Annotated in this window: 26 protein-coding genes and 1 rRNA gene; 15 read left to right on the top strand and 12 right to left on the bottom strand. The window is 69.8% G+C overall.

What is annotated here, in order from left to right; translation table 11 throughout:
• The first annotated feature begins 70 nt into the window (after positions 1 to 70).
• The 4 genes from rrf to AC1DXK_RS23805 all read left to right on the top strand — a co-directional run bounded on the left by rrf (position 71) and on the right by AC1DXK_RS23805 (position 3632).
• A 5S ribosomal RNA gene (gene rrf / locus AC1DXK_RS23820) occupies positions 71 to 186 on the top strand.
• Between the two features lie 385 nt (positions 187 to 571).
• Complete coding sequence (locus AC1DXK_RS23815) at positions 572 to 1267, top strand: winged helix-turn-helix domain-containing protein (RefSeq protein WP_457108495.1); 696 nt, start codon at positions 572 to 574, stop codon at positions 1265 to 1267.
• On the top strand, positions 1264 to 2850 hold the full coding sequence (locus tag AC1DXK_RS23810) for a HAMP domain-containing sensor histidine kinase (RefSeq protein WP_457108494.1): 1587 nt from the start codon (positions 1264 to 1266) through the stop codon (positions 2848 to 2850). Before AC1DXK_RS23815 ends, AC1DXK_RS23810 begins: the two co-directional genes overlap by 4 nt.
• Positions 2847 to 3632: a 3-hydroxybutyrate dehydrogenase gene (locus AC1DXK_RS23805; protein WP_457108493.1), complete on the top strand. Its 786-nt coding sequence runs from the start codon at positions 2847 to 2849 to the stop codon at positions 3630 to 3632. Before AC1DXK_RS23810 ends, AC1DXK_RS23805 begins: the two co-directional genes overlap by 4 nt.
• A gap of 81 nt (positions 3633 to 3713) precedes the next feature.
• Here the strand turns inward: AC1DXK_RS23805 and AC1DXK_RS23800 are convergent, their stop codons facing one another.
• Together AC1DXK_RS23800 and meaB are read right to left on the bottom strand one after the other, a co-directional pair.
• Entirely contained in the window at positions 3714 to 4091 is a 378-nt protein-coding gene (locus AC1DXK_RS23800; RefSeq protein WP_457108492.1) for a CsbD family protein, read from the bottom strand.
• 136 nt (positions 4092 to 4227) lie between these two features.
• A complete protein-coding gene (gene meaB, locus AC1DXK_RS23795) occupies positions 4228 to 5214 on the bottom strand; it encodes a methylmalonyl Co-A mutase-associated GTPase MeaB (protein ID WP_457108491.1) in 987 nt (328 codons plus the stop codon).
• A gap of 189 nt (positions 5215 to 5403) precedes the next feature.
• On the opposite strand from meaB, the gene AC1DXK_RS23790 reads away from it, so the two are divergent.
• Complete coding sequence (locus AC1DXK_RS23790; protein WP_457108498.1) at positions 5404 to 6432, top strand: alpha/beta hydrolase; 1029 nt, start codon at positions 5404 to 5406, stop codon at positions 6430 to 6432.
• Positions 6433 to 6448: 16 nt separating this feature from the next.
• Here the strand turns inward: AC1DXK_RS23790 and AC1DXK_RS23785 are convergent, their stop codons facing one another.
• On the bottom strand, positions 6449 to 7333 hold the full coding sequence (locus AC1DXK_RS23785) for a transglutaminase-like domain-containing protein (RefSeq protein WP_457108490.1): 885 nt from the start codon (positions 7331 to 7333) through the stop codon (positions 6449 to 6451).
• Between the two features lie 239 nt (positions 7334 to 7572).
• Between AC1DXK_RS23785 and AC1DXK_RS23780 the strand changes: the two genes are divergently transcribed.
• The 3 genes from AC1DXK_RS23780 to AC1DXK_RS23770 all read left to right on the top strand — a co-directional run bounded on the left by AC1DXK_RS23780 (position 7573) and on the right by AC1DXK_RS23770 (position 9670).
• Positions 7573 to 7914 (top strand): hypothetical protein, encoded by a 342-nt coding sequence (locus AC1DXK_RS23780; protein WP_457108497.1) that lies wholly within the window; start codon positions 7573 to 7575, stop codon positions 7912 to 7914.
• A gap of 69 nt (positions 7915 to 7983) precedes the next feature.
• Positions 7984 to 8496 carry a DUF533 domain-containing protein gene (locus AC1DXK_RS23775; RefSeq protein ID WP_457108489.1) on the top strand — a complete coding sequence of 171 codons (513 nt, stop codon included), beginning with the start codon at positions 7984 to 7986 and terminating at the stop codon, positions 8494 to 8496.
• Positions 8497 to 8605: 109 nt separating this feature from the next.
• Positions 8606 to 9670 (top strand): alpha/beta hydrolase family protein, encoded by a 1065-nt coding sequence (locus AC1DXK_RS23770; RefSeq protein WP_457108488.1) that lies wholly within the window; start codon positions 8606 to 8608, stop codon positions 9668 to 9670.
• Between the two features lie 180 nt (positions 9671 to 9850).
• Here AC1DXK_RS23770 and AC1DXK_RS23765 read toward each other — a convergent pair whose 3' ends face one another.
• Both AC1DXK_RS23765 and AC1DXK_RS23760 read right to left on the bottom strand, forming a co-directional pair.
• Positions 9851 to 11032, bottom strand: a complete 1182-nt coding sequence (locus tag AC1DXK_RS23765; protein WP_457108487.1) for a pyridoxal phosphate-dependent aminotransferase — start codon at positions 11030 to 11032, stop codon at positions 9851 to 9853.
• Positions 11033 to 11066: 34 nt separating this feature from the next.
• A complete protein-coding gene (locus tag AC1DXK_RS23760; RefSeq protein WP_457108486.1) occupies positions 11067 to 11258 on the bottom strand; it encodes a hypothetical protein in 192 nt (63 codons plus the stop codon).
• Between the two features lie 177 nt (positions 11259 to 11435).
• Between AC1DXK_RS23760 and AC1DXK_RS23755 the strand changes: the two genes are divergently transcribed.
• A complete protein-coding gene (locus tag AC1DXK_RS23755; RefSeq protein WP_457108485.1) occupies positions 11436 to 11741 on the top strand; it encodes a hypothetical protein in 306 nt (101 codons plus the stop codon).
• A gap of 6 nt (positions 11742 to 11747) precedes the next feature.
• Here the strand turns inward: AC1DXK_RS23755 and AC1DXK_RS23750 are convergent, their stop codons facing one another.
• Positions 11748 to 13142 carry an ATP-binding protein gene (locus AC1DXK_RS23750; protein ID WP_457108484.1) on the bottom strand — a complete coding sequence of 465 codons (1395 nt, stop codon included), beginning with the start codon at positions 13140 to 13142 and terminating at the stop codon, positions 11748 to 11750.
• A gap of 459 nt (positions 13143 to 13601) precedes the next feature.
• Between AC1DXK_RS23750 and AC1DXK_RS23745 the strand changes: the two genes are divergently transcribed.
• The 4 genes from AC1DXK_RS23745 to AC1DXK_RS23730 are packed head-to-tail and all read left to right on the top strand — an operon-like array spanning position 13602 to position 16255.
• Complete coding sequence (locus AC1DXK_RS23745; protein ID WP_457108496.1) at positions 13602 to 13925, top strand: XdhC family protein; 324 nt, start codon at positions 13602 to 13604, stop codon at positions 13923 to 13925.
• The gene (locus tag AC1DXK_RS23740) at positions 13925 to 14626 is read left to right on the top strand and encodes an XdhC family protein (protein ID WP_457108483.1); all 702 of its coding nucleotides are present in this window, start codon (positions 13925 to 13927) and stop codon (positions 14624 to 14626) included. The genes AC1DXK_RS23745 and AC1DXK_RS23740 overlap by 1 nt, the downstream gene beginning before the upstream one ends.
• Positions 14623 to 15672: a molybdopterin-binding protein gene (locus AC1DXK_RS23735; RefSeq protein WP_457108482.1), complete on the top strand. Its 1050-nt coding sequence runs from the start codon at positions 14623 to 14625 to the stop codon at positions 15670 to 15672. Before AC1DXK_RS23740 ends, AC1DXK_RS23735 begins: the two co-directional genes overlap by 4 nt.
• Positions 15665 to 16255, top strand: a complete 591-nt coding sequence (locus AC1DXK_RS23730; RefSeq protein ID WP_457108481.1) for a nucleotidyltransferase family protein — start codon at positions 15665 to 15667, stop codon at positions 16253 to 16255. The genes AC1DXK_RS23735 and AC1DXK_RS23730 overlap by 8 nt, the downstream gene beginning before the upstream one ends.
• 146 nt (positions 16256 to 16401) lie before the next feature.
• On the opposite strand, the gene AC1DXK_RS23725 is transcribed toward AC1DXK_RS23730, so the two are convergent.
• Positions 16402 to 16575, bottom strand: a complete 174-nt coding sequence (locus AC1DXK_RS23725; protein ID WP_457108480.1) for a DUF2256 domain-containing protein — start codon at positions 16573 to 16575, stop codon at positions 16402 to 16404.
• A gap of 4 nt (positions 16576 to 16579) precedes the next feature.
• A complete protein-coding gene (locus tag AC1DXK_RS23720) occupies positions 16580 to 17785 on the bottom strand; it encodes an OpgC family protein (RefSeq protein ID WP_457108479.1) in 1206 nt (401 codons plus the stop codon).
• Positions 17786 to 18068: 283 nt separating this feature from the next.
• Between AC1DXK_RS23720 and AC1DXK_RS23715 the strand changes: the two genes are divergently transcribed.
• On the top strand, positions 18069 to 19016 hold the full coding sequence (locus AC1DXK_RS23715; protein WP_457108478.1) for an NAD-dependent epimerase/dehydratase family protein: 948 nt from the start codon (positions 18069 to 18071) through the stop codon (positions 19014 to 19016).
• A gap of 123 nt (positions 19017 to 19139) precedes the next feature.
• Here the strand turns inward: AC1DXK_RS23715 and ettA are convergent, their stop codons facing one another.
• The 4 genes from ettA to AC1DXK_RS23695 all read right to left on the bottom strand — a co-directional run bounded on the left by ettA (position 19140) and on the right by AC1DXK_RS23695 (position 22414).
• Positions 19140 to 20792 carry an energy-dependent translational throttle protein EttA gene (gene ettA, locus AC1DXK_RS23710; RefSeq protein WP_457108477.1) on the bottom strand — a complete coding sequence of 551 codons (1653 nt, stop codon included), beginning with the start codon at positions 20790 to 20792 and terminating at the stop codon, positions 19140 to 19142.
• 171 nt (positions 20793 to 20963) lie between these two features.
• Positions 20964 to 21269, bottom strand: a complete 306-nt coding sequence (locus tag AC1DXK_RS23705; RefSeq protein WP_457108476.1) for a hypothetical protein — start codon at positions 21267 to 21269, stop codon at positions 20964 to 20966.
• Positions 21270 to 21278: 9 nt separating this feature from the next.
• On the bottom strand, positions 21279 to 22169 hold the full coding sequence (locus tag AC1DXK_RS23700) for a DNA/RNA non-specific endonuclease (protein ID WP_457108475.1): 891 nt from the start codon (positions 22167 to 22169) through the stop codon (positions 21279 to 21281).
• Positions 22160 to 22414, bottom strand: a complete 255-nt coding sequence (locus tag AC1DXK_RS23695) for a hypothetical protein (RefSeq protein WP_477299313.1) — start codon at positions 22412 to 22414, stop codon at positions 22160 to 22162. The genes AC1DXK_RS23700 and AC1DXK_RS23695 overlap by 10 nt, the downstream gene beginning before the upstream one ends.
• A 201-nt stretch (positions 22415 to 22615) precedes the next feature.
• On the opposite strand from AC1DXK_RS23695, the gene AC1DXK_RS23690 reads away from it, so the two are divergent.
• Positions 22616 to 22903, top strand: a 288-nt coding sequence (locus tag AC1DXK_RS23690; RefSeq protein WP_477299311.1) for a 1-deoxy-D-xylulose-5-phosphate synthase N-terminal domain-containing protein, incomplete at its 3' end; no start/stop codon positions are given.

Genomic DNA, 22903 nt, shown 5'->3' with positions numbered 1-22903 from the left:
TTGCCGAACAGGACACCGGCCGTCGCAGAACCCTGCGCAGCCAAGTCCCAAAAAAGTTGCGATGCGCCGGTCTGGTGGCCTGAGCGGCGTGCCCAGAACCCGATCCCATCTCGAACTCGGCCGTTAAACACGCCAGCGCCCATGGTACTGTGTCTCAAGACACGGGAGAGTCGGTCGCCGCCAGACCCGCCCATCGCAAACAACACCGGTCCAGACCGGCATTCCCTCGACACGAACACCATCGCCGACAGCCCGTTCTCCATGAGAGCGGGCTGTCGGCGTTTTGCCGTTGCTATCCGGGCTTCGGCGGCCGCCTTACCGCGAAGTCATCTCGCCGCGAGCATCCCGTAATTACGGCCCTGCCAACGTCTTCGGACCGCGCGCTGCCCATGGCGCGCGCGGACGAAGCCGGCGACGGATCTCGCGCCCTCCGAGTCCTTCATGCCCCGCTTCGGAACGGGCCGAGGCCTGCGGGCTCGGCCCGTTCGGCCGGAGAGGGGAGGGGACCGGTTGGACCATGTTAACGGAGACACGTTCCCCCGATTTGCGTGGCACGCTATGGAGCGGGGCCATGCGACTGCTCATCATCGAGGACGACCGCGAGGCGGCGGCCTACCTGGTCAAGGCCTTTCGCGAGACCGGACATGTCGCCGACAGCGCCCATGACGGCCTCGACGGCTATGCGCTCGCGCGCGAAGGCACATACGACGTTTTGATCGTCGACCGGATGCTGCCGAAGCTCGACGGCCTCTCGCTGATCCGGTCGCTGCGCGAACAGAACGTGACAACCCCGACCCTGATCCTCTCCGCACTGGGTCAGGTGGACGACCGGGTGAAGGGCCTGCGCGCCGGCGGCGACGATTACCTGCCTAAGCCCTACGCCTTCTCGGAATTGCTGGCCCGCACGGAGGCCCTGGCCCGCCGACAGGCCGGCTCCGGTGCAGCAGAGGAGACACGCTATCGGATCGGCGACCTGGAACTCGATCGGCTGTCCCACCGGGTGACCCGGGCGGGCCGCGAAATCCCGTTGCAGCCCCGCGAATTCCGTCTCCTCGAATACCTGATGCGGCATGCCGGCCAAGTGGTGACGCGCACCATGCTCCTTGAGCACGTGTGGGATTATCACTTCGACCCGCAGACCAACGTGATCGACGTCCACGTCTCGCGTCTGCGCGGCAAGCTCGACAAGGGCTTCCCATCCCCGATCATCCACACGATCCGGGGCGCCGGCTATGTGCTGCGCGTTGACGAGGGTGCCGCCGGGTGAGCGACGCGTCGGCTGGCGCGCCGGTCCCCGCCGAGACGCGCGCTGCGCGCTTCCAGAAGCTGTTCCGCACCACCGCGTTCAAGCTGTCGCTGGCCTACTTGGCGATCTTCGCCCTCTGCGCCTTCCTGGCGCTCGGCTACGTCGCGTGGAACGCCCGCGCCGTGCTCGACGACCAGATCGTCTCGACCATCGACGCCGAGATCAACGGCCTGTCCGAGCAGTACAATGCCGGAGGCCTGCGCCGGCTGATCACTGTAGTGGAACGGCGCTCGCGGGAACCGGGCGCGTCACTGTACCTCGTGACGACCGCGGGCGGCGATCATGTCGTCGGCAATGTCGGCTACGTTCCCGCCGCCGTGCTGGCGACGCCAGGCCAGAGCGAGACGCGTTACGGTCGCAACGATTCGGATGCCGAGGCGCATCGGGCGATCGTGCGGGTCTTCACGCTGCCGGGGGGATTCCGGCTCCTCGTCGGGCGCGATACCGAGGAGCGCGACCGCCTGCGCGCGGTGATCGGACGGGCCTTCGTGACCTCGCTCGCTGCCATCGTGCTCCTCGGCGTGATCGGTGGCTGGCTCGCGGCCAGCCGCGTGTTGCGCCGGGTCGATGCGATGACCCAGACGACCCGGGCGATCATGGCGGGCGATCTCGACGGTCGGCTCCACGTGGCCGGGAACGGCGACGAACTGGATCGGCTGGCATCGAGCCTCAACCAGATGCTGGAGCGCATCGGAGAATTGATGCGCGGGATGCGCGAAGTGTCCGACAACATCGCCCACGACCTGAAGACGCCTCTGACCCGCCTGCGCAACCGCGCCGACGAGGCCCTGCGCCGGGGGACCACGCCGGAGGACCTGCGTGCGGCGCTCGAGGCCGTGATTGAGGAAGGGGATGGGCTGATCCGGGTGTTCAATGCCCTGCTGATGATCGCAAGGCTCGAATCCGGCAGCGCCCAGGAGATGCTGGTGCCGCTGGATGTCGGCCAGGCGGTGCGCAGCGTCGGTGAATTGTACGAGGCGCTCGCGGAGGACCAGGGGCTGACCCTTGCGGTGCAGGCGCAGGATGACCTGATGATCGCCGGCAACCGCGAACTGATCGGCCAGGCCCTGGCCAACTTGATCGACAACGCCTTGAAATACGGGGCTGGGTCAGTCGGCACGCAGGCGCGCGTGACCCTCGACGCACGGCGCGCGGGCGACATGATCCGTCTCACCGTCTCCGATCACGGGCCGGGCATCCCCCAGGCGGAGCGCGCCCGGGTGCTCGACCGCTTCGTCCGCCTTGAGGATGCCCGCTCGCGACCGGGCTTCGGGCTCGGTCTCAGCCTCGTCAACGCCGTGGTGCACCTGCACCATGGGACCCTGCGGCTCTTCGACAACGAACCCGGCCTGCGGATCGAGATCGACTTTCCGGCTCAGGCGCGCGTCGGGCTGCCCGCCGGTGACATCCAGCCCGCGCCGGCATCGGGCGGCCCTGTGCCGACGCCCCCATCCCGCGCTACTGAGGTGGCCATCCATCCCGCCGTGACCGCGCCGTCCGCGCATCCGCCCGGCCGCGCGTCCATGTCCCAGGAGGCCCCATGACCCTCAAGACCAAAACCGCCCTCGTCACCGGCTCGACCAGCGGCATCGGGCTCGCCGTCGCGCGCGCCCTTGCGGCCGAGGGAGCGAACGTCGTGCTCAACGGGTTCGGCGACGCGAACGCCATCGAGGAGGCGCGGGCGGGGATCGAAAGCGCCTATGGCGTCGAGGCCCGTTACTCGGCCGCCGACATGAGCAAGCCCGATGCGATCGCCGCCATGGTGCGCGAGGCGGAAGACGCCTTCGGGGCGGTCGACGTGCTCGTCAACAACGCCGGGATCCAGTTCGTCTCGCCGATCGAGGAGTTTCCGGCCGAAAAGTGGGAACAGATCATCGCGATCAACCTGTCCTCGGCGTTCCACGCGATGCACGCCGCGATTCCCGGGATGAAGGCGCGGGGATGGGGCCGCATCATCAACACGGCCTCCGCCCATTCGCTGGTGGCCTCGCCGTTCAAGTCCGCCTACGTGGCGGCCAAGCATGGGATCGCGGGTCTGAGCAAGACGGCGGCCCTGGAACTCGCCCCGCACAAGATCACGGTGAACTGCATCTCGCCGGGCTATGTCTGGACGCCCCTGGTGGAGTCCCAGATCCCCGACACCATGAAGGCGCGCGGGCTGACCAAGGAGCAGGTGATCGAGGACGTGATGCTGAAGGCGCAGCCGACCAAGGAATTCGTCACCGTCGATCAGGTCGCCGCGCTGGCGGTGTTTCTGTGCTCCGATGCGGCGAGCCAGATCACCGGCGCCAATATCAGCATGGATGGCGGCTGGACGGCACAGTAGCGCTCAGGCCAGCAACCCGGCGCCGAAGCGGACTGCGCCTCCGAAACGGCCCCGCCCGCGCGCGAGCGGGGCCGCTCCCGGTCAGCGGCGGCCGTGGACCAGCAGGGCGAGGCCGTAGCCCACCGCGCCCGCGATCAGCAGCGCGACCAGGGGATTCTCCTCCACCCGGGCGCCGACGGCAGCGCGTCCGTCCCGCAGATAGGAGCCGCTCCGCTCGTAGGCGTCGCCTGCGACGTCGCCGGCGCGCTCGTAGGCTTCGCTCGCATAGTCGCCGGCCCGGTCGGCGATGTCGCGGGCCTTGTCCTTCACCTGACCGTAGACGTTCTGGGCCTGGCCCTGGGCTTCGCGGAAGCGCCCCTCGACAGAGTCCCGGTCCGAGCCCGCGAAATCGCCGGCCGCACCCTGGACCTTGCCGATGGCTTCCTTGGCGCCGCCGACGATCCGATCCGTATCCACCATGGCACTCTCCTGGACCTGAGCGCGGCGCGGCGACAGGAACGCCGCGCGCTACGCCGTCGTCCACCGAACGCGCGAGATCGCGTTTGAGCCCCCGGCGAACCCGAAATTGTCCGACCGGGCGATGGCCCGGGCGGCCTCAGAGCCCGATCAGCTCCGCGATGGCCGCCGCTCCCGCGGCCGGCGAGGTCTCACCGCGAGCGACGCCGGCCTCCGCCTCGGCGGTGCGGCGCCTGACCTCCGGCGACCCGACGAGGCGCTGGTGCAGGCGCTCGTCCACCAGCGCCCACATCCATTTCACGTCCTGCGTCCGGCGCTTTGCCTGGATCTCGCCAGTGGCTGTGAGCTTCTCCCGGTGATCGACGATCTTCGCCCAGAGCGCATCGAGCCGCAGATTGTGGAAGCCCGAGATCGTCACCACCGGCGGTGTCCAGGTCGCGGTGGCCGGCGTGAGGATGTGCAGGGCCGCGCGGTATTCCGACGCCGCCGCGTTGGCCCGTTGCTCGGCCTCGCCGACATCGGCCTTGTTGACCGCGATCATGTCGGCCAGTTCCAGGATGCCCTTCTTGATGCCCTGCAGCTCATCTCCCGCGCCGGGCAGCATCAGCACGAGAAAGAAGTCGGTCAGGTCGGCCACCGCGGTCTCCGACTGGCCGACGCCCACCGTTTCGACGAGGATCACGTCGAACCCCGCGGCCTCGCAGAGCAGCATGGTCTCGCGGGTCTTCGCCGCGACACCGCCCAGCGTTCCGGAGGACGGGGAGGGGCGGATGAAGGCGTTCGGATCGTGCGCCAGCCGGGCCATCCGGGTCTTGTCGCCGAGGATCGAACCGCCGGTCCGGGAGGATGAGGGGTCGACGGCCAGCACCGCTACCTTGTGGCCGGCCTCCGTCAGGTTCGAGCCGAGGGCGTCGATCGTGGTCGATTTGCCGACGCCGGGGACCCCGGTGATGCCGACCCGGATCGCCCGCCCGGTCTCGGGCAGGACGGAATCGATCAGATCCGCCGCCAGCGCCCGGTGATCGGCGCGCTTCGACTCGGCCAGCGTGATGGCCCGGGCCAGGGCGGCGCGATCCCCGCGCAGCAGGCGGTCGCGGAGACTCGGGATGTCGATGGACGGCGTCATGCCCTCTTCATGGCGGCGGCGGCCGCCGCCGTCGAGGGGGCGGGGGCCTGAGCCAGGGGATCCAGGGGCTGTGTCCCCTCCACCACAGCTCCGGTCCTGCCCGCTGTTCACACCGATGGGCCGGGATCGTGCCCCGCCATGGTCACGATCCTGAGCGACGGAGGGCGCGTCCCAGAGCGCACCCGGATCATGTCGAGCCAGATCGTCTCACGTCGCGTCCTTCTCCGATTCGGTGCCCTGGCGGGCGCCGCGGGCCTCGCACCATCGCTCGGCGCCTGTGTCACCGACGACATCGGGACCGGGGCGACTCTGCCCGAGAAGCAGTCGGCGCTCGATGTCATGCCGGTGCTTCTCGTCGCCACGACCCGCAAGCCCGTGGGCAACCCGCCCCGACCGCCGTATTTCAGCAGCGACCGCGGCCGCGGCCTGAGCTTCGCCGAGGTGCGCCTGTCGCCGCCGGACCGCTCGCTGCTCGGCAAGGTCTCCTCGGTCATCACCGGAGACTGGACGATCGGCGCGGTTCCGAAATCCGAAAGCGGTCCCGGTGCCGCCGAGGCCTTCGCGCAGGCGGCCCTGGGGCGCGATGTGCTCATCTACGTCCACGGCTACCGGGAGTCGTTCGAATCCGCCGCGGTGAGCGCCGCGCGGCTCTCGGACGGGATCCGCTTCCGCGGCGTCTCCGGCCTGTTCACGTGGCCGTCGGCGGCTGCGACCCTCGATTACAACTACGATCGCGAAAGCGCCCTGTGGTCGCGTGACGCCTTCGAGGACCTGCTCAAGGCGCTGGCCGCCTCGCCGAGCGGCGGCCGGATCAACATCGTCGCGCACTCGATGGGAACGCTGCTGACCGTGGAGACCCTGCGCATGCTCCGCGCCGAGGCCGGCGAGGCGGCGATGTCACGGATCGGAGCGGTGGTGCTGGCCGCCCCCGACATCGACTTCGATCTGTTCTCCAACGGCGTCGCCCGGCTCGGCCCGGACGTCGCGAAGATCACGGTTATCTCGTCCACGAACGACCGGGCGCTTGAACTCTCCGCCGCGCTCGCGGGCGGCGTCCGGGCGGGCGCGGCCGACCGCGCGAAACTGGAAGCCCTCGGTGTGCGAGTCGCCGACGCCTCCGACTACGGCGGCGGCTTGATCAACCACGACCTGTTCCTCTCGAATCCGGAGGTGCAGGGGGTGGTCCGGCGCGCCATCGCCCGCGGCGCCGGCGCCTGACGGCGTCTGGCGGCCCTCATCCCATGCGGGTCGCCATGCTCTGCGGCGGAAGCGGCTCCTCCGGCAGGATCGCGGCCTCCTCGCTCCCGTCGAGATGGTCGACGCGATCGGCCCAGACCCGGAAACCGACCAGGGGATTGGGTCCGAAGGTATGGGTCAGGGGCACGTCCGCGGCGTCCCGTCCGTAGGCCACCATCACGCGGCCGATCCGCGGGCTGTTGTTGCGCGGGTCGAACACGTGCCATTTCCCGCCGAGATACACCTCCATCCAGGCCGCGAAATCGCCGGCCGGGTGCGGCTCCGGCTCCCCGATGAAGCTGATGTAGCCGGTGCAGTACCGGGTCGGCACGTTGAGGGCGCGGCAGAATGCCACCGCGAGATGCGTGAAGTCCCGGCAGACGCCGCGGCCGCCCGCGTAGGCATCCACGGCCGTGCGGTCGCGATGGGCGAACTCGTAGCCGAAGGCGATGTGCGCGTGCACGAAATCGCAGACGGCCTGGACGCGCTCCCATCCCGGGGCGGTGTGGCCGAAGAGGCGCCAGGCCTCGTCGGCCAGCAGATCCGACTCGCAGTACCGGCTCGGCAGCAGGAACACGATCGCCTCAGGCGGCAGCGCCTCGATCGCGTGCTGCTCGGCGTCGGGATGCACCGGATCGGACTCTCCGCCGTCGCGGATCACCGCGTCGGTCCCGAGGGTGAAATTGCCGGCTGGCGCGGTCAGGCGCGCGCAGAGGTTACCGAACCCGTCCCGATAGACCTCCACCGGCACCGGTGGATCCGTGCGCAGCGTATCGGGGCTCTCCAGTGCGTCGGCGCGGGAGGTGTGCACATTGAGCATCACCACCATCGGCACCCGATAGGGGAAGGCGTAGCGCATCTCGCAACCGAGCCTGATCCGCATGCGCAATGTTCCCTAGATGTCAGCCGATGTTCCGTCCCGGCAGGTTCCGTGCCGCACCGAATCCGGTGTCCTCGGCTGCCACGGGCTTGGCGGGCGTCCGCTTCACCCCTACAGCATCCCGGCGCGGCGCCCATGACCGCCGGGCCAGGGGATGCACTTCTGCCCGGGTCAGGGCGTCGCACCCGCGCGGCCCCGCTGACCGGGCGCGCGTCAGGACGGTTACGAGAGGGATGCCGGCCATGTTCACGCTCGAGATCGACGGCACCGCCGTTGCGGTGATCAACAGCGACGAGGCGTCCGCCAAGGACCTCTTCACCTGTGACGGGTTCAAGGAAGACCTGCGGACCATGACCACCGACGGGAAGCCGCTCTGGAACGGCACCTCGGCGCTCAAGGTCCGGGCGGCCAGCGAGGACGAGATCGAGATCTTCGAGGACGCGCTGGCGGAAGACGACGGCGCGGGCGATTTCAAGGATGACCCCCATCACGCCGACGCCGATTCGGACGACGAGGACGAAGCCGATATCGTCTTCCTGGTCGATATCGACGAGGACGAGGACGAGGATGAGGCCGACGCCTGAGCGCGGCTGAACCCGAGCGCCTCCCGGGTTGTTTCCGATCCGACAAGGATCGTATCCCGGGAGGATAGCATGGCTGACAGCAGGCGGATCGTCGACGCGCTCGTGCGTGCGCGGCGAGGTGGCCTCGCCGCGGGCGCCGCCCTGGGCGGTTTGGCGTTGATCGGCGGCCTCGCGTACCGCGCCCTGCGCGGCACGGCACCGCCGGAGACCGGCGGCCCGGACTTCACGACGGTCGACGAGGACGAGGCCCGGCTGATGCTCCGGGCGATGGTGGCGGCCACGATCGCCGACGGCATGGTCGACGCCACGGAACGAAGGCGCCTCGATGCGGCCGTGGCCGAGGCGGCCCTCGATCCCGATGGGCGATCCTGGCTCGAGCGCGAACTTGCGGACCCGGCCGATGCCGACGCGATCGCCGCGCGCGTATCGGACCCCGACGCGGCGGCGCGGATCTTCGCGGCGGCCCGGCTCGCCATCGAGCCCGACACGATCCAGGAGCGGCAGTTCCTGAAGATGCTCGCCGAGGCCCTGGACCTTCCCGCTGCGGCCGTCGAAAGGATCGAGCGCGACATCGCGGCCTGATCGGCAACGGGCCGGATCGGCGGATCTCCCAACGCCGCCGAGCTTCGTGGTAGGCTTTTGCGCGGTCACGAGGTCTGGGCGGGCCGTTCGGGGAGGACGGGACAATTTCATGTCAGGACTTTCAGTGGCCGCCCTCCGACGCGCCCGGCGGGGAGCCCATGCGCTGGTCGCCGCCATGCTGATCGCCGGCGGATCCGCCCGCGCAGCCGAGCCGACCGCCGGCCCTTTGACCATCGCCGAGCAGGGCAGCTTCTTCGTCGGCGGCCGCGACGTCGAGTCCGACACCCTGTCGATGTTGCCGGCCTACGCGCCCTCCGGCACGGTCAGCGTCGACCAGATCTACGTCCGCTATCAGGTGCCGGTCGCATCCGGGCGGCCGCCGCTGGTTCTGATCCACGGCTGCTGCCTCACCGGCAAGACCTGGGAGACGACCCCGGACGGACGGATGGGCTGGGACGAGCTCTTCGTCCGGCGCGGCTTCCCGACCTACGTGATCGATCAGGCCTGGCGTGGCCGCTCTGCGGCGAGCCCGGCCCAGATCAACGCCGTGAAAATGGGGCATGCCGAGCCGAACGGGCTGCCAGCGGTCTTCTCCGCCGGCCGCGAGCCGGCCTGGGCGATCTTCCGGTTCGGACCGGAATACCCGAAGGTCTTCCCCGGCATGCAGTTTCCCCTGGAGGCCCAGGGCGAGTTCTGGAAGCAGATGGTCCCGGATTGGTCGGCGGCCCTGTCGGTTCCGAATCCCACCGTGCCGGCCCTCTCGGACCTCGCCAAGCGCCTCAAGGGCGCGGTGCTGGTCTCGCATTCGCAGTCCGGGATCTACCCGTTCCAGACCGCCGCCCTCGACCGGACGGGGATCCGGGCAATCGTCGCCATCGAGCCTGCCGCGTGCCCGGACCCGGCCAAGGACAGCTTGGCACCCTACAAGGACCTGCCGATCCTCGTCCTGTTCGGGGACTACGTCGATGCCTCGCCCCGCTGGGCGCCGCGGCTGAAGCAGTGCCGCAGCTTCGTGGCCGCGGCCAACGCCGCCGGCGGCCGGGCCGAGCTGATCCTGCTGCCGGAGATCGGCATCCACGGCAATTCGCACATGCTAATGCAGGACAAGAACAGCCTCGACATCGCCGATTGGCTGGTCGGCTGGCTCGACAAGCGGGCGTCCGGGAAGTCGTGAGCGGCGGGCGTGTCGCCCCACACCATCAGCGCAGGCAGGCGATCGGGCCAGGGCAGGGGATCGAGGGGAGGGCCGCCCGGAATATGTTCACGCCGCTCGCAGCGGTGGCGGTGCCGAGGCGTTCGATCGAAAAGCGGTCAGATCCCCTGCTGATGCCGAGGTGGGAGCCGGGGCGGAGCCTCAGCCCGGCTTCCGCTCGCTGAGGAAAGCGCCCATCCGCTCCAGCGCCCGCCGGATGTTCTCGGCCGAATTGGCGTAGGACAGGCGGATGTAGCCCTCGCCGTGGACGCCGAAATCCGGGCCGCCGATCACCGCTACGCCCGCTTCCTCCAGAAGGGTCGAGGCCAGGGCCTTCGCCTTCCAACCGGTCCGCGAGACGTTCGGGAACGCATAGAACGCGCCCTTGGGCGCGATGCAGGAGACGTCCGGCAGGGCGTTCAGGCCATCCACGACTATCGCCCGGCGCCGGTCGAACTCCGCGACCATCTCGGCCACGCAGTCCTGTGGACCATCGAGCGCCGCGATCCCGGCCCACTGGGTCGCGGCATTGACGCAGGAATGCGCGTTCACCGCGAGCTTGCGTGCCGCGTCGTAGAGCGGCTTCGGCCACACCGACCAGCCGAGCCGCCAGCCCGTCATCGCGTAGGTCTTGGAGGCGCCGTCGAGATAGACCAGACGGTCGCGGATCTCGGGATACGTCAGCAGCGAGTGATGGTGCTCGCCGTCATAGGTCATCGTGCCGTAGATCTCGTCCGACAGCACCGCGACGTCCGGATGCTCGGCCAGTCCCTTCACCAGGGCGTCGATCTCGGCTTTCGGCGTCACGCCGCCGGTGGGGTTGGCCGGCGAGTTGACGATCAGCAATCGGGTCTTCGGCGTGATCAGCGCCAGGGTCTCGGCCGCCGAGAAGGCGAAGCCGTTCTCCTCGCGGATCGGCACCGGAACCGGCGTGGCGCCGGTGAACTCGATCATCGAGCGGTAGATCGGGAATCCGGGGTCCGGGTACAGGATCTCGGTCCCAGGCGCGCCGAACATCAGGATCGCCATGAACATGGTGACCTTGCCGCCAGGCACGATCATCACGGACTCGGGCGAGACCTCGACGCCGTGGCGGCGGTGGATATCACGGGTCACGGCCTCGCGCAGCGGTTGGATGCCCACCGCCGGCGTGTATCCGTGATGCCCGTCGCGCAGGGCCTTGATGCCGGCCTCGACCACGTGAGCGGGTGTCGGCATGTCCGGCTGGCCGATGCCGAGGTTGATCACGTCCCGGCCCTGCGCGGCCAGCGCCTGGGCGCGGGCAAGCACCGCGAACGCGTTCTCCTCACCGATGCGCGAGAAGGCCGGGACCACGTGCAGCATCGTGCCCTCCGGGCGGCGGGACGTCAGGCCGAGGTCAGTTCTTGGACCGCTCGGAGAGCTTCATCGCGCCGAAGGACATCGCCGCCGCGATCGCGCCCAGGATCACGAAGGTCTTCACGGAGGCGTAGAACAGGTCCGGATTGATGCCCTCGTCGGTGTACAGCACGAGTCCGATGGCCGCGAGCGGCAGCGAGATGAGGATGAAGAGGGGGACGAGCGGGTTCATGTTCTGCACTCGGATCCGGCGCGCGGCTAAAGGCGGCCCAGGGAAAGCGCCCATTGCATATCACCCTGCCGCGAAGGTTGGGACCCCGGATTCGGCAGTTTTTCGCCGCTCCGTCCGGACGCTCATGGATGCGCAATCATTTGGCGCGAGAGTGTCGGCTCTGGAGGGCGGACACGAATGCGTCGGGCATCGGTCACTTGGAAGGGCAAGGCACCCGAGGCTGCCAGTCTCGAGACCTCCAGTATCGACATGCTGGCCCTCCACATCGGGAAGCTGCTGCGCCATCCGGCCTACCGTCGCGAGACGGTGGTGAGCCCCCTGCTGCTGCGTCATCTGCCCTACGACGCCGGCTATGCCTGGAACGGCGAGGCGAGCCTGCGCGTGCGGCTCGCCGGTGCCGCCCTTGACGAGGCGAGCATCGATCACCTCATCCGGAATGTGCAGGCCGAGTGTCTGCGGCTTCGACGCCCCGCCGATACCTGACCCAGGTCAGGCCGGAACCCGGACCGTAGCCCGCAGGCCACCCAGGGGACTGTCGTGCAGGGCGATGTCGCCCCCATGGGCGCGGGCGATGTCGCGGGCGATCGCGAGTCCCAGTCCGGAGCCGCCGGCATCCTGGCGGGCGTCGTCGAGTCGCACGAACGGCTTGAACACGTCCTCCCGGCTCTCCGCAGGAATGCCAGGCCCGTCATCGTCGATCGACACGAAGAAGGTCCGCGCCTCCAATCGGCCGGAGATCGCCACCGTCTCGCCGTAGCGGGCGGCGTTGGCCGCGAGATTGAACAGACACCGCCGGAAGGCGCCAGGCCGGACGGTAACCTCGGGCGCGCCGACGAGGTCCACCGCGGAGACGTGGGCGCCCAGGCGCTCGACGTCCGTCCGCAGGTCTTCCAGCAGGGCGCGCATGTCCGTCGGAGCCGCGGGCTCCGCCGAGTCGCCGCGCGCGAAGGCGAGGTAGCCTTCCAGCATCCGGCTCATCTCGTCGACGTCGCGGCTCAGATCCTCGATCTCGCTGGTCTGCTCGAACAGCGCCAGGGACAGGCGGAAGCGGGTGAGGATGGTGCGCAGGTCGTGGCTGACGCCGTTCAGCATCGTGGTGCGCTGCTCCATCGCCCGCTCGATGCGCCGCTTCATCTCGATGAAGGCATGGCCGGCCTGGCGTACCTCCCGCGCACCGCGGGGACGGAACTCGATCTCGCGGCCCTTGCCGAAGCCCTCCGCCACGGCAGCGAGGCGCAGGATCGGCTTGATCTGGTTGCGCAGGAACAGGATCGCGACGCCGAGCAGCACCAGCGACGAGCCGATCATCCACACGAGGAAGATGTGCGAGTTCGACGCGTAGGCCTGGCTGCGCCGGGCGGTGATGCGCATGACGCCGTCGGGGATCGCCACGCGGATCTCGATCAGGTTCGAGCGGCCGACCGTGTCGATCCAGAAGGGCCGGCGAATCTGGCGCCTGATCTCGTCGGACAGGGCCTCGTCCAGGATCGAGAAGAACGGCCGCGGTCCCGGGGGCGGGAGCTTGGCGCCCTTGAGGATGTCGAGGTCGAGGTTCAGCCGCTCCCCGGCGATGCGCGAGAGGATCTCCGCATCCTTGTCCTGCGGGTAGCTCTCGTAGATGTCGATCAGCGCGGCGACGTCCGCCGTCACCGCCGCGGACAGGCGTTTGGTCACGAGCTGCCAGTGCCGCTCCATGAAGGTGTAAGCGATCACCGACTGGAGCAGGACGACCGGCGCGATGATGATGATCAGCGAGCGGGCGTAGAGGCCCTTCGGCAGGACGTCGCCGATCGCCCGGCTGATGCGCTTCCACAGGCGCCGCGGCGCGGAGCGGGGTGGATTGGTCCGCAGGGTGCGCGCGAGGCCGGGATCGGGGGCGTTCATCGGCGGGGCGCGCCCGCGCGGCGGACCGCGGGGACCAAACGAGCCGCGCCCCCGTCCGAACCGCCCGCCCATCCCGTGCGGTCCCCGCGCCAGGGGCTGGCCGCGGAGGAGGGCGGCGGCACCTCGGAACGGGGGTGTGGACTGGTGGACATGCCCGCTACGTCTCTGGACGCCATCTCCGCTCGGTTCCGTCGGGTCGATCTCTGATTGCCCGATTCGGGGCCGCGCGCCGCCTTCCGGTTTCGCGGCCCGGAATGACGGGCTGAACCGACACCGTACAGAGCCCGACGCAGAAATCCGAATACCCGGCCGGCGGTCACGGCACGAGCGTATTGCGACGCAGCGCCATCCGCCACCCCGCGCTGGCGCGAGCCGGAGACCGACGTGCCTTGCAGCGCGGCGCGCGGGCCATACCTGAGGGGTGCGGGGGGCGCCCGCCGGCCGAAGGTCTTCGAGGCCATGCTCAGCACCGATACCGATATTCTGACCATGGCCGAGGCGTGGCGGCGCGACGGTCGCGCCGTGGCCCTGGCCACCGTGATCGAGACCTGGGGCTCGGCACCGAGGCCCGTGGGCAGCCATCTCGTCGTGGACGGGGACGGCAATTTCCTGGGCTCCGTCTCCGGAGGCTGCGTCGAGGGCGCGGTGATCACCGAGGCGGTCGAGGTTATCTCGGCCGGCGCGCCGCGGGTCCTCGAATTCGGCGTGGCGGACGAGACCGCGTGGCGGGCCGGTCTGTCCTGTGGCGGCCGGATCCGGGTCTTCGTCGAGCGGATTGACTGATGCGCGTCGACATCCTGGCCGCCCTCAACGCCGAGCGGGCAGCGCGCCGCGCCGCGATCCTCGTCACCGACACGGCCGACGGCGCGCAACGCCTCGTGCGCGAGACCGAGATCGACTCCGATCCGCTCGCTGCCCTGCTGGCAAAGCACCTCGCCTCGGGCCGGAGCGGCCTGGTCGAGGCCGACGGGCGGACGCTGTTCCTGACCGTGCAGGTGCCGCCGGTGCGGCTCGTGGTGGTTGGCGCCGTCCATATCTCGCAGGCGATGGCGCCGATGGCCGCGGGCCTCGACCTCGCCCTCACGGTGATCGACCCGCGCACGGCCTTCGCCACGGCCGAGCGATTCCCAGGGATCGACCTCGTCGCCGCGTGGCCGGATGCTGCCCTCGGGACGGCCGTGCCGGTCCTCGATCGCTACTGCGCCCTGGCCGCCCTCACGCACGATCCCAAGATCGACGATCCCGCCCTGGCGGCGGCTTTGTCGGCCGGGTGCTTCTACGTGGGCGCCCTCGGTTCGCGGAAGACCCACACCTCGCGCGTCGCACGGCTCACGGAGGCGGGCTTTTCGGCGGCGCAGATCGGCCGGATTCATGCGCCGATCGGGCTGCCCATCGGCGCCGTCAGCCCCGCCGAGATCGCGCTCTCCGTGCTCGCCGAGGTCGTGGCCTGCCTGCGCCGCGCACCCCGGCCGGAGGTCGCGTGAGGTTCGGTCCCGTCCCGATCGCGGAGGCGGCCGGGCTGATCAGCGCGCATACCGTTCGGCGGGCGGACATCACCCTGCGCAAGGGCGCGGTGATCGCCCGCGAGGCTGCCGCCGGCCTGGCGCGGGCCGGCTTGTCGGAGATCGTGGCGGCGACGCTCGATCCAGGCGATGTCGGCGAGGATGCCGCCGCCGCCCGGCTCGCCGCCCAGCTTCGCGGGCCGAACCTGCGCCTCGAGGCGCCCTTCACCGGCCGCTGCAACCTGTTCGCTGAGAGATCAGGGATCCTCACCCTGGATCCCGCCCGGATCGATGCGGTCAATGCCGTCGACGAAGCCGTGACGGTGGCGACGCTGCCGCGATTCAGGCCCGTGGTCGCGGGCGAGATGATCGCCACCGTGAAGATCATCCCCTACGCGGTGCCGAGTTCCGTTCTCGCCTGCGCCTGCGCTGCGGCCGGGGGCGACGCTCTCGCCGTGACGCCGTATCGCCGCCGGCGGGTGGGCGTGGTCTCGACCCGCCTGCCGAGTCTCAAGGAAGCTACCATCGACAAGACGCTCCGGGTGCTGGCCGAGCGCCTCGCGCCTACGGGCGCCGAGATCGCCGCCGAGACCCGGGTGCCCCATGCCGACGAGGCCGTGGCGGCCGCCCTGGCGGCGGTGATCGACGGCGCCGGGGCCGATCTCGTGGTGGTGTTCGGTGCCTCTGCCATCGCCGACCGGCGCGACGTCATCCCGGCCGGCATCGAGGCGGCGGGCGGCCGGGTCGTCCATCTCGGGATGCCGGTCGATCCCGGCAACCTGCTCCTCGTGGGCGCGCGGGGCGACGTGCCGGTGATCGGAGCCCCGGGCTGCGCGCGCTCGCCCAAGGAAAACGGCTTCGACTGGATCCTTCACCGCCTCCTGGCAGACCTCACCGTAACCCGGGCCGACATCGTCGGCCTCGGCGTCGGTGGCCTTCTAATGGAGATCGTCTCACGTCCGCAGCCCCGGGCCGGGGGCGAAGCCGTGGGCGAGCAGGCCGAAGCGGAGTCCGGATCGGATGTCTGAGGTCGGGACGATCCTCCTCGCGGCGGGCATGGGCACCCGGTTCGGCCCTGAACCGAAGCTGCTCGCCCCTTTGAACGGAATCCCGCTGGTCCGCCACGCGGCCGAGGCCGCCCTCCGCGCCCGTCCCCGCCCGGTTGTCGCCGTGTTCGGCGCGCACGCGGCGGCGGTCCGGGCGGCCCTCGCCGGGCTCGACCTCATCCGCGTCGACAATCCGGATTTCCGCGCCGGCCTCGCGACCTCGCTGCGCGCCGGCGTCGCGGCGCTGCCGCCGGCCTGCGGGGCGGCCGTGATCGTTCTGGGCGACATGCCACGAGTCACGGCCGCGCATATCGACCGTCTCGCGGGCTCCTTCGCGAGCGCCGCGGAGGCGCCCGCGGCCGTAGTCCCCGTGCAGGATGGGCGGCGCGGGAACCCCGTCCTCCTGAATCTGCGCCGGCTCGGCCCGGAGATCGACCGCCTCGCCGGTGATCATGGCGCCGGCCCTCTGCTCAGGGGGCGGGCGGATGTGCTCGAGATCTCCGGCGACCCGGCAACGGCCCTCGACATCGACACGCCGGATGCGTTGGCCGCGCTGGATCTGTGACCCTGCCGACGCCGTCGCCACGCCTCTGCGGAAAGACGCGGCTGCCTCCGTCGTCGCGCGGGCGGAGAGACGGGGTTCAGGCGCGGCCACGCTGTCCGGGTGCGCCGACCCGCGCGCGACGACTGACCGAGCGAACCGGCGCGGCCTCATCCCCGGGCGGCGTCGCGGCCACGCCCGGCCCGGGCCTCGGCGCGACACCGGTCCGAGCAGTAGCGGACCTCGTCCCAGACACGCGCCCACTTCTTGCGCCATGCGAACGGACGACCGCATTGCGCGCAGATCTTTTCCGGCAGATCGCCCTTCCGGCGCATCGGCGGCATCGCATCACCTCTTGTCCGAGCTCGCCCGGCGGCCGGCCCGATCGGATCCGGCGGCCCCGCGCAGACGGGAATCCAGACCGTAGGCGAGCACCAGCATCGTCGCGAGCCCGCCGAGGTTGACCGCGATCTGCAGCGGCCATGTGGGATCGAAGGTGCGGTAGAGGATGCGGCCGATGAGCGCCGCGAGGCAGCCGGCGGCGAAGATCTCCAGCGAGTGCCGGCCGCAGGCGTCGACGAGGCGAAGCGACCGCCACCGGCTGACGCGCTGCACGGCCGACATGCTGAACAGCAGGTAGGTCAGCGCCAGCATGTTGATCAGGCGCAGCGGCCCGACATGGCTCTTGTCCGGCACGCCGATCGACAGCGGTCTGAGGTCCGGAAGCCCCCATTCCCCCCAGGAGCCGCCCTGGAAGAGGGCGAAGACGAGATACGCCGAGGCCGCCGCCACGGCCCAGCCGCGCCGCGGCAGCAGGCCGTCCCGATCACGGACGGTGACGGCCAGCGCCGCACCGATCACGAACAGGAACTGCCACGCGAAGGGATTGAAGTACCAGCCGTCATCCACCGCCGCGGCATTCGGCAGGTTCAGCTGATGATCGACGTTGGCGGCGATCCACAGCGTCCCCGACAGGGCCAGAACGCCCCAGATGCCGCGCCGCATCCCGAGATAGATCAGCGGAAACAGCGCGAGCAGCAGGATGTAGAGTGGCAAGATATCGAGGTAGTTCGGCAGCGCGTTCAGCGCGAGGCCCCGCAGGAGGCCCGGCAGGAGACCCATCTGCATCAGGGGCGCGACGCCGAATCGCGGCGTGAGGCCGGTCAGGTCCATCCAGATCCGGACGATCACCAGGGTCGCGAGCAGCAACCCCGCCTGGAACAGATAGATGCGCAGGCAGCGCCGGGCGATGCGCGCCAGCGCGGTCCGGATCCCGGCCCTCCGGAACAGCCCGCCATAGGCGATCATGGACGAGTAGCCGGCCAGCAGCACGAAGATCTCGGCGGCGTCCGAGAAACCGAAATTGTGCAGCGTCAGGAGGGCCGGCCCGTTGCGCGGGATATGATCGATGAAGATCGTCAGCAGCGCGAAGCCGCGCACCACGTCGACCCGCGCGTCGCGCGCGGGCTTCGCGGGCCGCGCGCCGGCAGGGGGAGCGGAGATCGCCGGCACCAAGCCGGCGGCGGGTCTTTCGAGGTCGTCGATGCCCGTCACTCAGCTCTCGCCATGGCGCTCTCAGATCGGATGCAGCGCTGCCGCGGCCGCAATGCAACAATAACGCGTTTGCCTCGGGAGGCTGCGCCGATCACGCGCCTTTGTTCAGGTGTTCACATTGTCCGGTCGGACCGACGGTCGATCCCAAGACCGTGTTCCGCTGCGCCGGCCGGTTGCCCCGCGCCCCTCGCTTCCCGGCCAAGCCCGGTATAGATCCGGCAGGCGATCCCGGCTCCCGTCGCCGCCTGCGCCGGGGGCGAGGCTCAGGGTTGGGTTCAGGATCATGCGTGTCCTCGTCACCGGAGCCGGAGACTACCTCGGTCGCCGCCTGCTCGAGGTGCTGCATCGGGAACTGCCGCCCGGCAGCCGGATCCTCGGCCTCGATCCGAGCCCGCAACCGCCCCTCGACGGCGTGACGCTCAGGGCCGTCGATCCCTTCGACGCCCACGACCTCGCTGAAACGGTCACGGCCTTCGACCCGACCATCGTTTTCCATCTCGCGGCACTGGCCTCCGTGGCCCAGTCGAGCGAAACACCGTCCTATGCCTGGCGGGCGGAATTGCTCGGCACCCTGAACCTCGCCGAGGCCGTGGCGAAGACCCGGGCGGCCCTCGTCTTCATCAGCTCGACCGTCGTCTACGGAGAGGCGTTTCGCGACCGGGCACGCCCGGACGAGAGCATCACCCCGCGTCCCGATACCATCTCGGGCCGAACCAAGAACGCCTGCGAGTACATCCTGCGCGACGTCCTGACGAATGCCCGCGTCAGGCATCTGGTGCTGCGGCCGTCGAACTATATTGGAGCCGGGCAGAGCGAGGCCTTCGTGGTCGCCTCGTTCGCCGGTCAGATCGCCCGGATCGAGCGGGGCCTCGCGCCGCCGAGCCTGGATGTCGGCGACCTTTCCGCGGGGCGTGATTTCTTCGACGTGGCCGACTTCACCGCGGCGTGCCTGCGCGTGGTCGAGCGGCTCGACGACCTCCCGGATGGCGGGATCTTCAATGTCGGGTCCGGCGTCGTGACGGCGGTCTCCGACATTCTGGACGTGCTCCGCGGCATGACGGACGCGCGCTTAACCCTCCGGGTGGCACCCGGGCGGGTCCGGTCGGCGGGCGTACGCAGCGAGGGCTGCGACCCGGGGGCCTTCATGGCCGCCACCGGATGGGCGCCGGCTGTTCCGCTCTCGCAGAGCCTGTCCACGATCCTGGCGAAGGCCCGGGAGCGTCTCGGATGATCGGCCGCGCAGGTCCGACAGAGCGTCCGGTCCTGCGCCGCATCCGGGCCGCGGCTGCTGCACCGTTCTCCGGGGTCTGCGTCTGCCCCAGAACCGGATCGGCCTGCGGCAGACGTCTGAACCTCAGCGCGAGAAGCGCTTGTACTTGATCTTCTTCGGCATGATCGAATCCGCCCCGAGCCGGCGCACCTTGTCGGCCTCGTAGTCGGAGAAGTTGCCCTCGAACCATTCCACGTGGCTGTCGCCTTCGAAGGCGAGGATGTGCGTCGCGATGCGGTTCAGGAACCAGCGATCGTGGCTGATGATGACCGCGCAGCCGGCGTAGTCCTCCAGCGCGTCCTCGAGGGCACGCAGGGTCTCCATGTCGAGGTCGTTGGTCGGCTCGTCGAGGAGCAGGACGTTGGCGCCGCCCTTCAGGGTACGGGCCAAGTGGACGCGGTTGCGCTCACCGCCCGAGAGCGTGCCGACTTTCTTCTGCTGGTCGGGACCCTTGAAGGCGAAGGCCGCGCAGTAGGCGCGCGAGTTGATCTCGCGCTTGTTGAAATAGATGATGTCGTTGCCGCCCGAGACCTCCTGCCAGACCGTGGCATTCGGATCGAGGGCGTCGCGCGACTGGTCGACGTAGCCCAGCTTGACGGTCTCGCCGACCTCGATCTTGCCGCTGTCGGGCTTCTCCTGGCCGGTGATCATCTTGAACAGGGTGGTCTTGCCGGCGCCGTTGGGACCGATCACGCCGACGATACCGCCCGGTGGCAGCTTGAACGACAGGTCCTCGATCAGCAGCCTGTCGCCGAACGCCTTGCTCAGATGCTCGAACTCGATGACGTTGTTGCCGAGCCGCTCGTCGATCGGGATGACGATCTGCGCGGAGGCGTCGACCTTGTTGTTCTGCTTGGCGACCAGCTCCTCGTAGCGGGTGATGCGGGCCTTCGACTTGGACTGGCGCGCCTTCGGGGAGGCGGCGATCCACTCCTGCTCGCGGGCGATGGAGCGCTGCCGGACCATGTCCTCGCGGCCCTCCTGCTCCAGGCGCTTCTGCTTCTGGACCAACCAGGCCGAGTAGTTGCCCTCGTACGGGATGCCCTTGCCGCGATCGAGCTCCAGGATCCAGCTGGTGACGTTGTCGAGGAAGTAGCGGTCGTGGGTCACGATCAGGATCGCGCCCGGATACTGGCGCAGGTGGCCCTCCAGCCAGTTCACCGTCTCGGCGTCGAGGTGGTTGGTCGGCTCGTCGAGGAGGAGCAGCTCCGGCTCCCACAGGAGCAGGCGACAGAGCGCGATGCGGCGGCGCTCGCCGCCCGACAAGGTGGCGACCGGCTGCTCGTCGCTCGGGCAGCCGAGGGCCTCCATGGCCTGATCGACCTTCGAATCCAGCTCCCAGAGACCGAGCGACTCGATCCGGTCCTGGAGCTCGGTCATCTCGTCGGCCGTCTCCTCCGAGTAGTTCATGGCGAGTTCGTTGTAGCGGTCGAGCATGGCCTGCTTCTCGGCCACGCCCTCCATCACGTTCTCGCGGACGGACTTGTTCGGATCGAGCTGGGGTTCCTGCGGCAGGTAGCCGACCCGCGCGCCCTGCGCGACCCAGCCGTCGCCGGTGAACTCCTTGTCGATGCCGGCCATGATCTTCAGCAGCGTCGACTTGCCCGAGCCGTTGATGCCCAGGACGCCGATCTTGGCGTCCGGATAGAACGACAGGTTGACGCTATCCAGGACCTTCTTGCCGCCGGTATAGGCCTTGGTCAGGCCCCGCATGTGGTAGATGAATTCGCGAGCCATCGCGGATCGTCCTCGACGCGTTGTTCGGAACTGCGCGGATCGTGCCAGCGGCACGGGTCAGGCACCGGGCCTTGGCACCCGTCCTGAACGCGCGTCCCTACGATATAGGAATGACCCTGTCCGAGTATCAGGCCCGCCGGGAGGCGGCAAGGACGGCGCCGCCGTGGCCGCTCAGGCGAAGGGGTTCTTGACCGACCGCGGCGCCGCGTCGACGGCGTCGGCCACCGCCTCGGGCAGGTCCTCCGCCTCCAGCGCCTTCACGATCGCGTCCAGTGTCCGGCGGAGCAGGCGCGCCTGCTCCAGGCCGGTCCTGTCGCGCGTGAGGTCGAGGGAGCCGTGGAGGGCGATCCGGTCGGTCCCGTTCTCGAAGGAGAGGGCGCCGACGGTGCGCACGCCGGCATCGTCCGCAAAGGGCGTGAAGGCCTTCGGATTTGGGCTCTCGGCCTGGGTCTTCGCGCGGGGCTTGTCCTCGGGCATGGGTCCCTCTCAGAAGAACGCGCGCAGCAGGTCGCGGACGAGCTTCCGCAGTGCGCGGGTGATCTCCCGCTCCAGCCAGTCCTGCCACGTCTCTGCGTGCCGGGGCCGGCGCTCGTCCGCGCGGGCGGAGGCGTGGGGGTCCGGCAGGTTCATCGCGGTGGCGCGCGCCTCGAGCGGCAGGCCCGGGAACACGTCGATCCCGGCCTCCTGGAGGAGAGCCTCGATCGACAGCGCGCGCCATTCCTTCGATTCGTCGTTCCGGGCGAGATACGCGCCGGCCTCGCCGCGCGCCGGATCATAGACGGCCTTGAAGAGCAGCGTCGGCACCAGGACGCCGCCCTTGATCTGCTCCACGGAGGTGCCGGAGAAGATGACGCCGGTGACGACGAAGAGCGCGCCGCGCCGGGTGGCGAGCCGACGCACGCTCTCCTCGATATCGGCCCAGAGGCCGCGGTTCAGCACCCGGTTCTGCGGCACGATGTTGGCGAGGCTGAACGACTCGGCTTGGGCGCCCATCGTCGGCATATCGCCGGCCGGTGCGAGGTGGCCCCGGTCGAAGCCGCTGCGGACGTAGTCCTCCAGCGCGGCCCGCTGGTCTTCCGGCAGGCGGGCTTCTTCATGGAAGGCATCGTCGCGGGCCACCGTGCGCGCCGCGGCGACGCTGGCTCGGGTCAGGTGCTCGGCGGCGTAGAGGGGGGTGCGGGTCACGCCGGAATGGAGCACCGCGAAGGCCTCGAAGCAGAGCGGGGTCGCCCGCACGGCGAGCTTCGGATTCGTCAGGACAGGCGTCCGTCCGTCCGCGAACAGGGCCGGACAGGCGTCCTGCGCGCGGGCGGCGGTCGATCCGAGCGCCAGGACGAGGGCCGCGGCGACGAGGCCCGGGCGACGCGTCACCAGCATACGCGGACCCTGCGCACGCCCTCCGGAGTCGGGCGGTCTCGCCACGCGCAGGGCCGGCCCAGAGTGCCGCCGAAGGGGCGCGCATCCCGGTCCGGGCCGCCCGGGGACACCCGGACTGGGCAGTCGCCGAGGAAGTTGCACAGGAAGTCGAGATTGCCGTCCGGGGGGCGCGGCTCGGCGTAAGCTTGGCTGCTGCCGGTAATCGCGAGCGTGAGCAGGATTGTGCACAGACGAGCCGGGCTCAAAGGTAAACCTCTTGTGGCGGTAAGGGCACGTGAAAGAAAAAAACGACCGCCCGACATTGATCGCGCTGCCGATCGTCCGTAACTGGCACTATCATGACAGCGACGGATGKGCGGGTTCTAGCATGAACGCGTAACTCCAGGTGCTGGTGTCGCGGTGGCCTCGGGTCCGCGATGCGGCCGTCGCCACACTCGAACGAGCGGATGCGACCATTGGCGATATCACCTGAGCAATCGGCGTTGCTGGACCGTGTCCCGAATCCGGCGGCGTTGCGGCGTTTGCCGGAGTCGGATCTTCCGGCGGTTGCGGAGGCGGTCCGGGCCGAGATGATCGACGCGGTGTCGATCACCGGCGGCCATCTGGGCTCGGGTCTCGGGGTGGTCGAGCTGACGGTTGCGCTGCACCACGTGTTCGACACGCCCGACGACCGGATCGTCTGGGACGTCGGCCACCAGTGCTACCCGCACAAGATCCACAAGATCCTGACCGAG

Source organism: Methylobacterium sp. P3_A11 (genome assembly GCF_056403155.1).
This window is presented reverse-complemented; position numbering and strand designations above follow the sequence as displayed.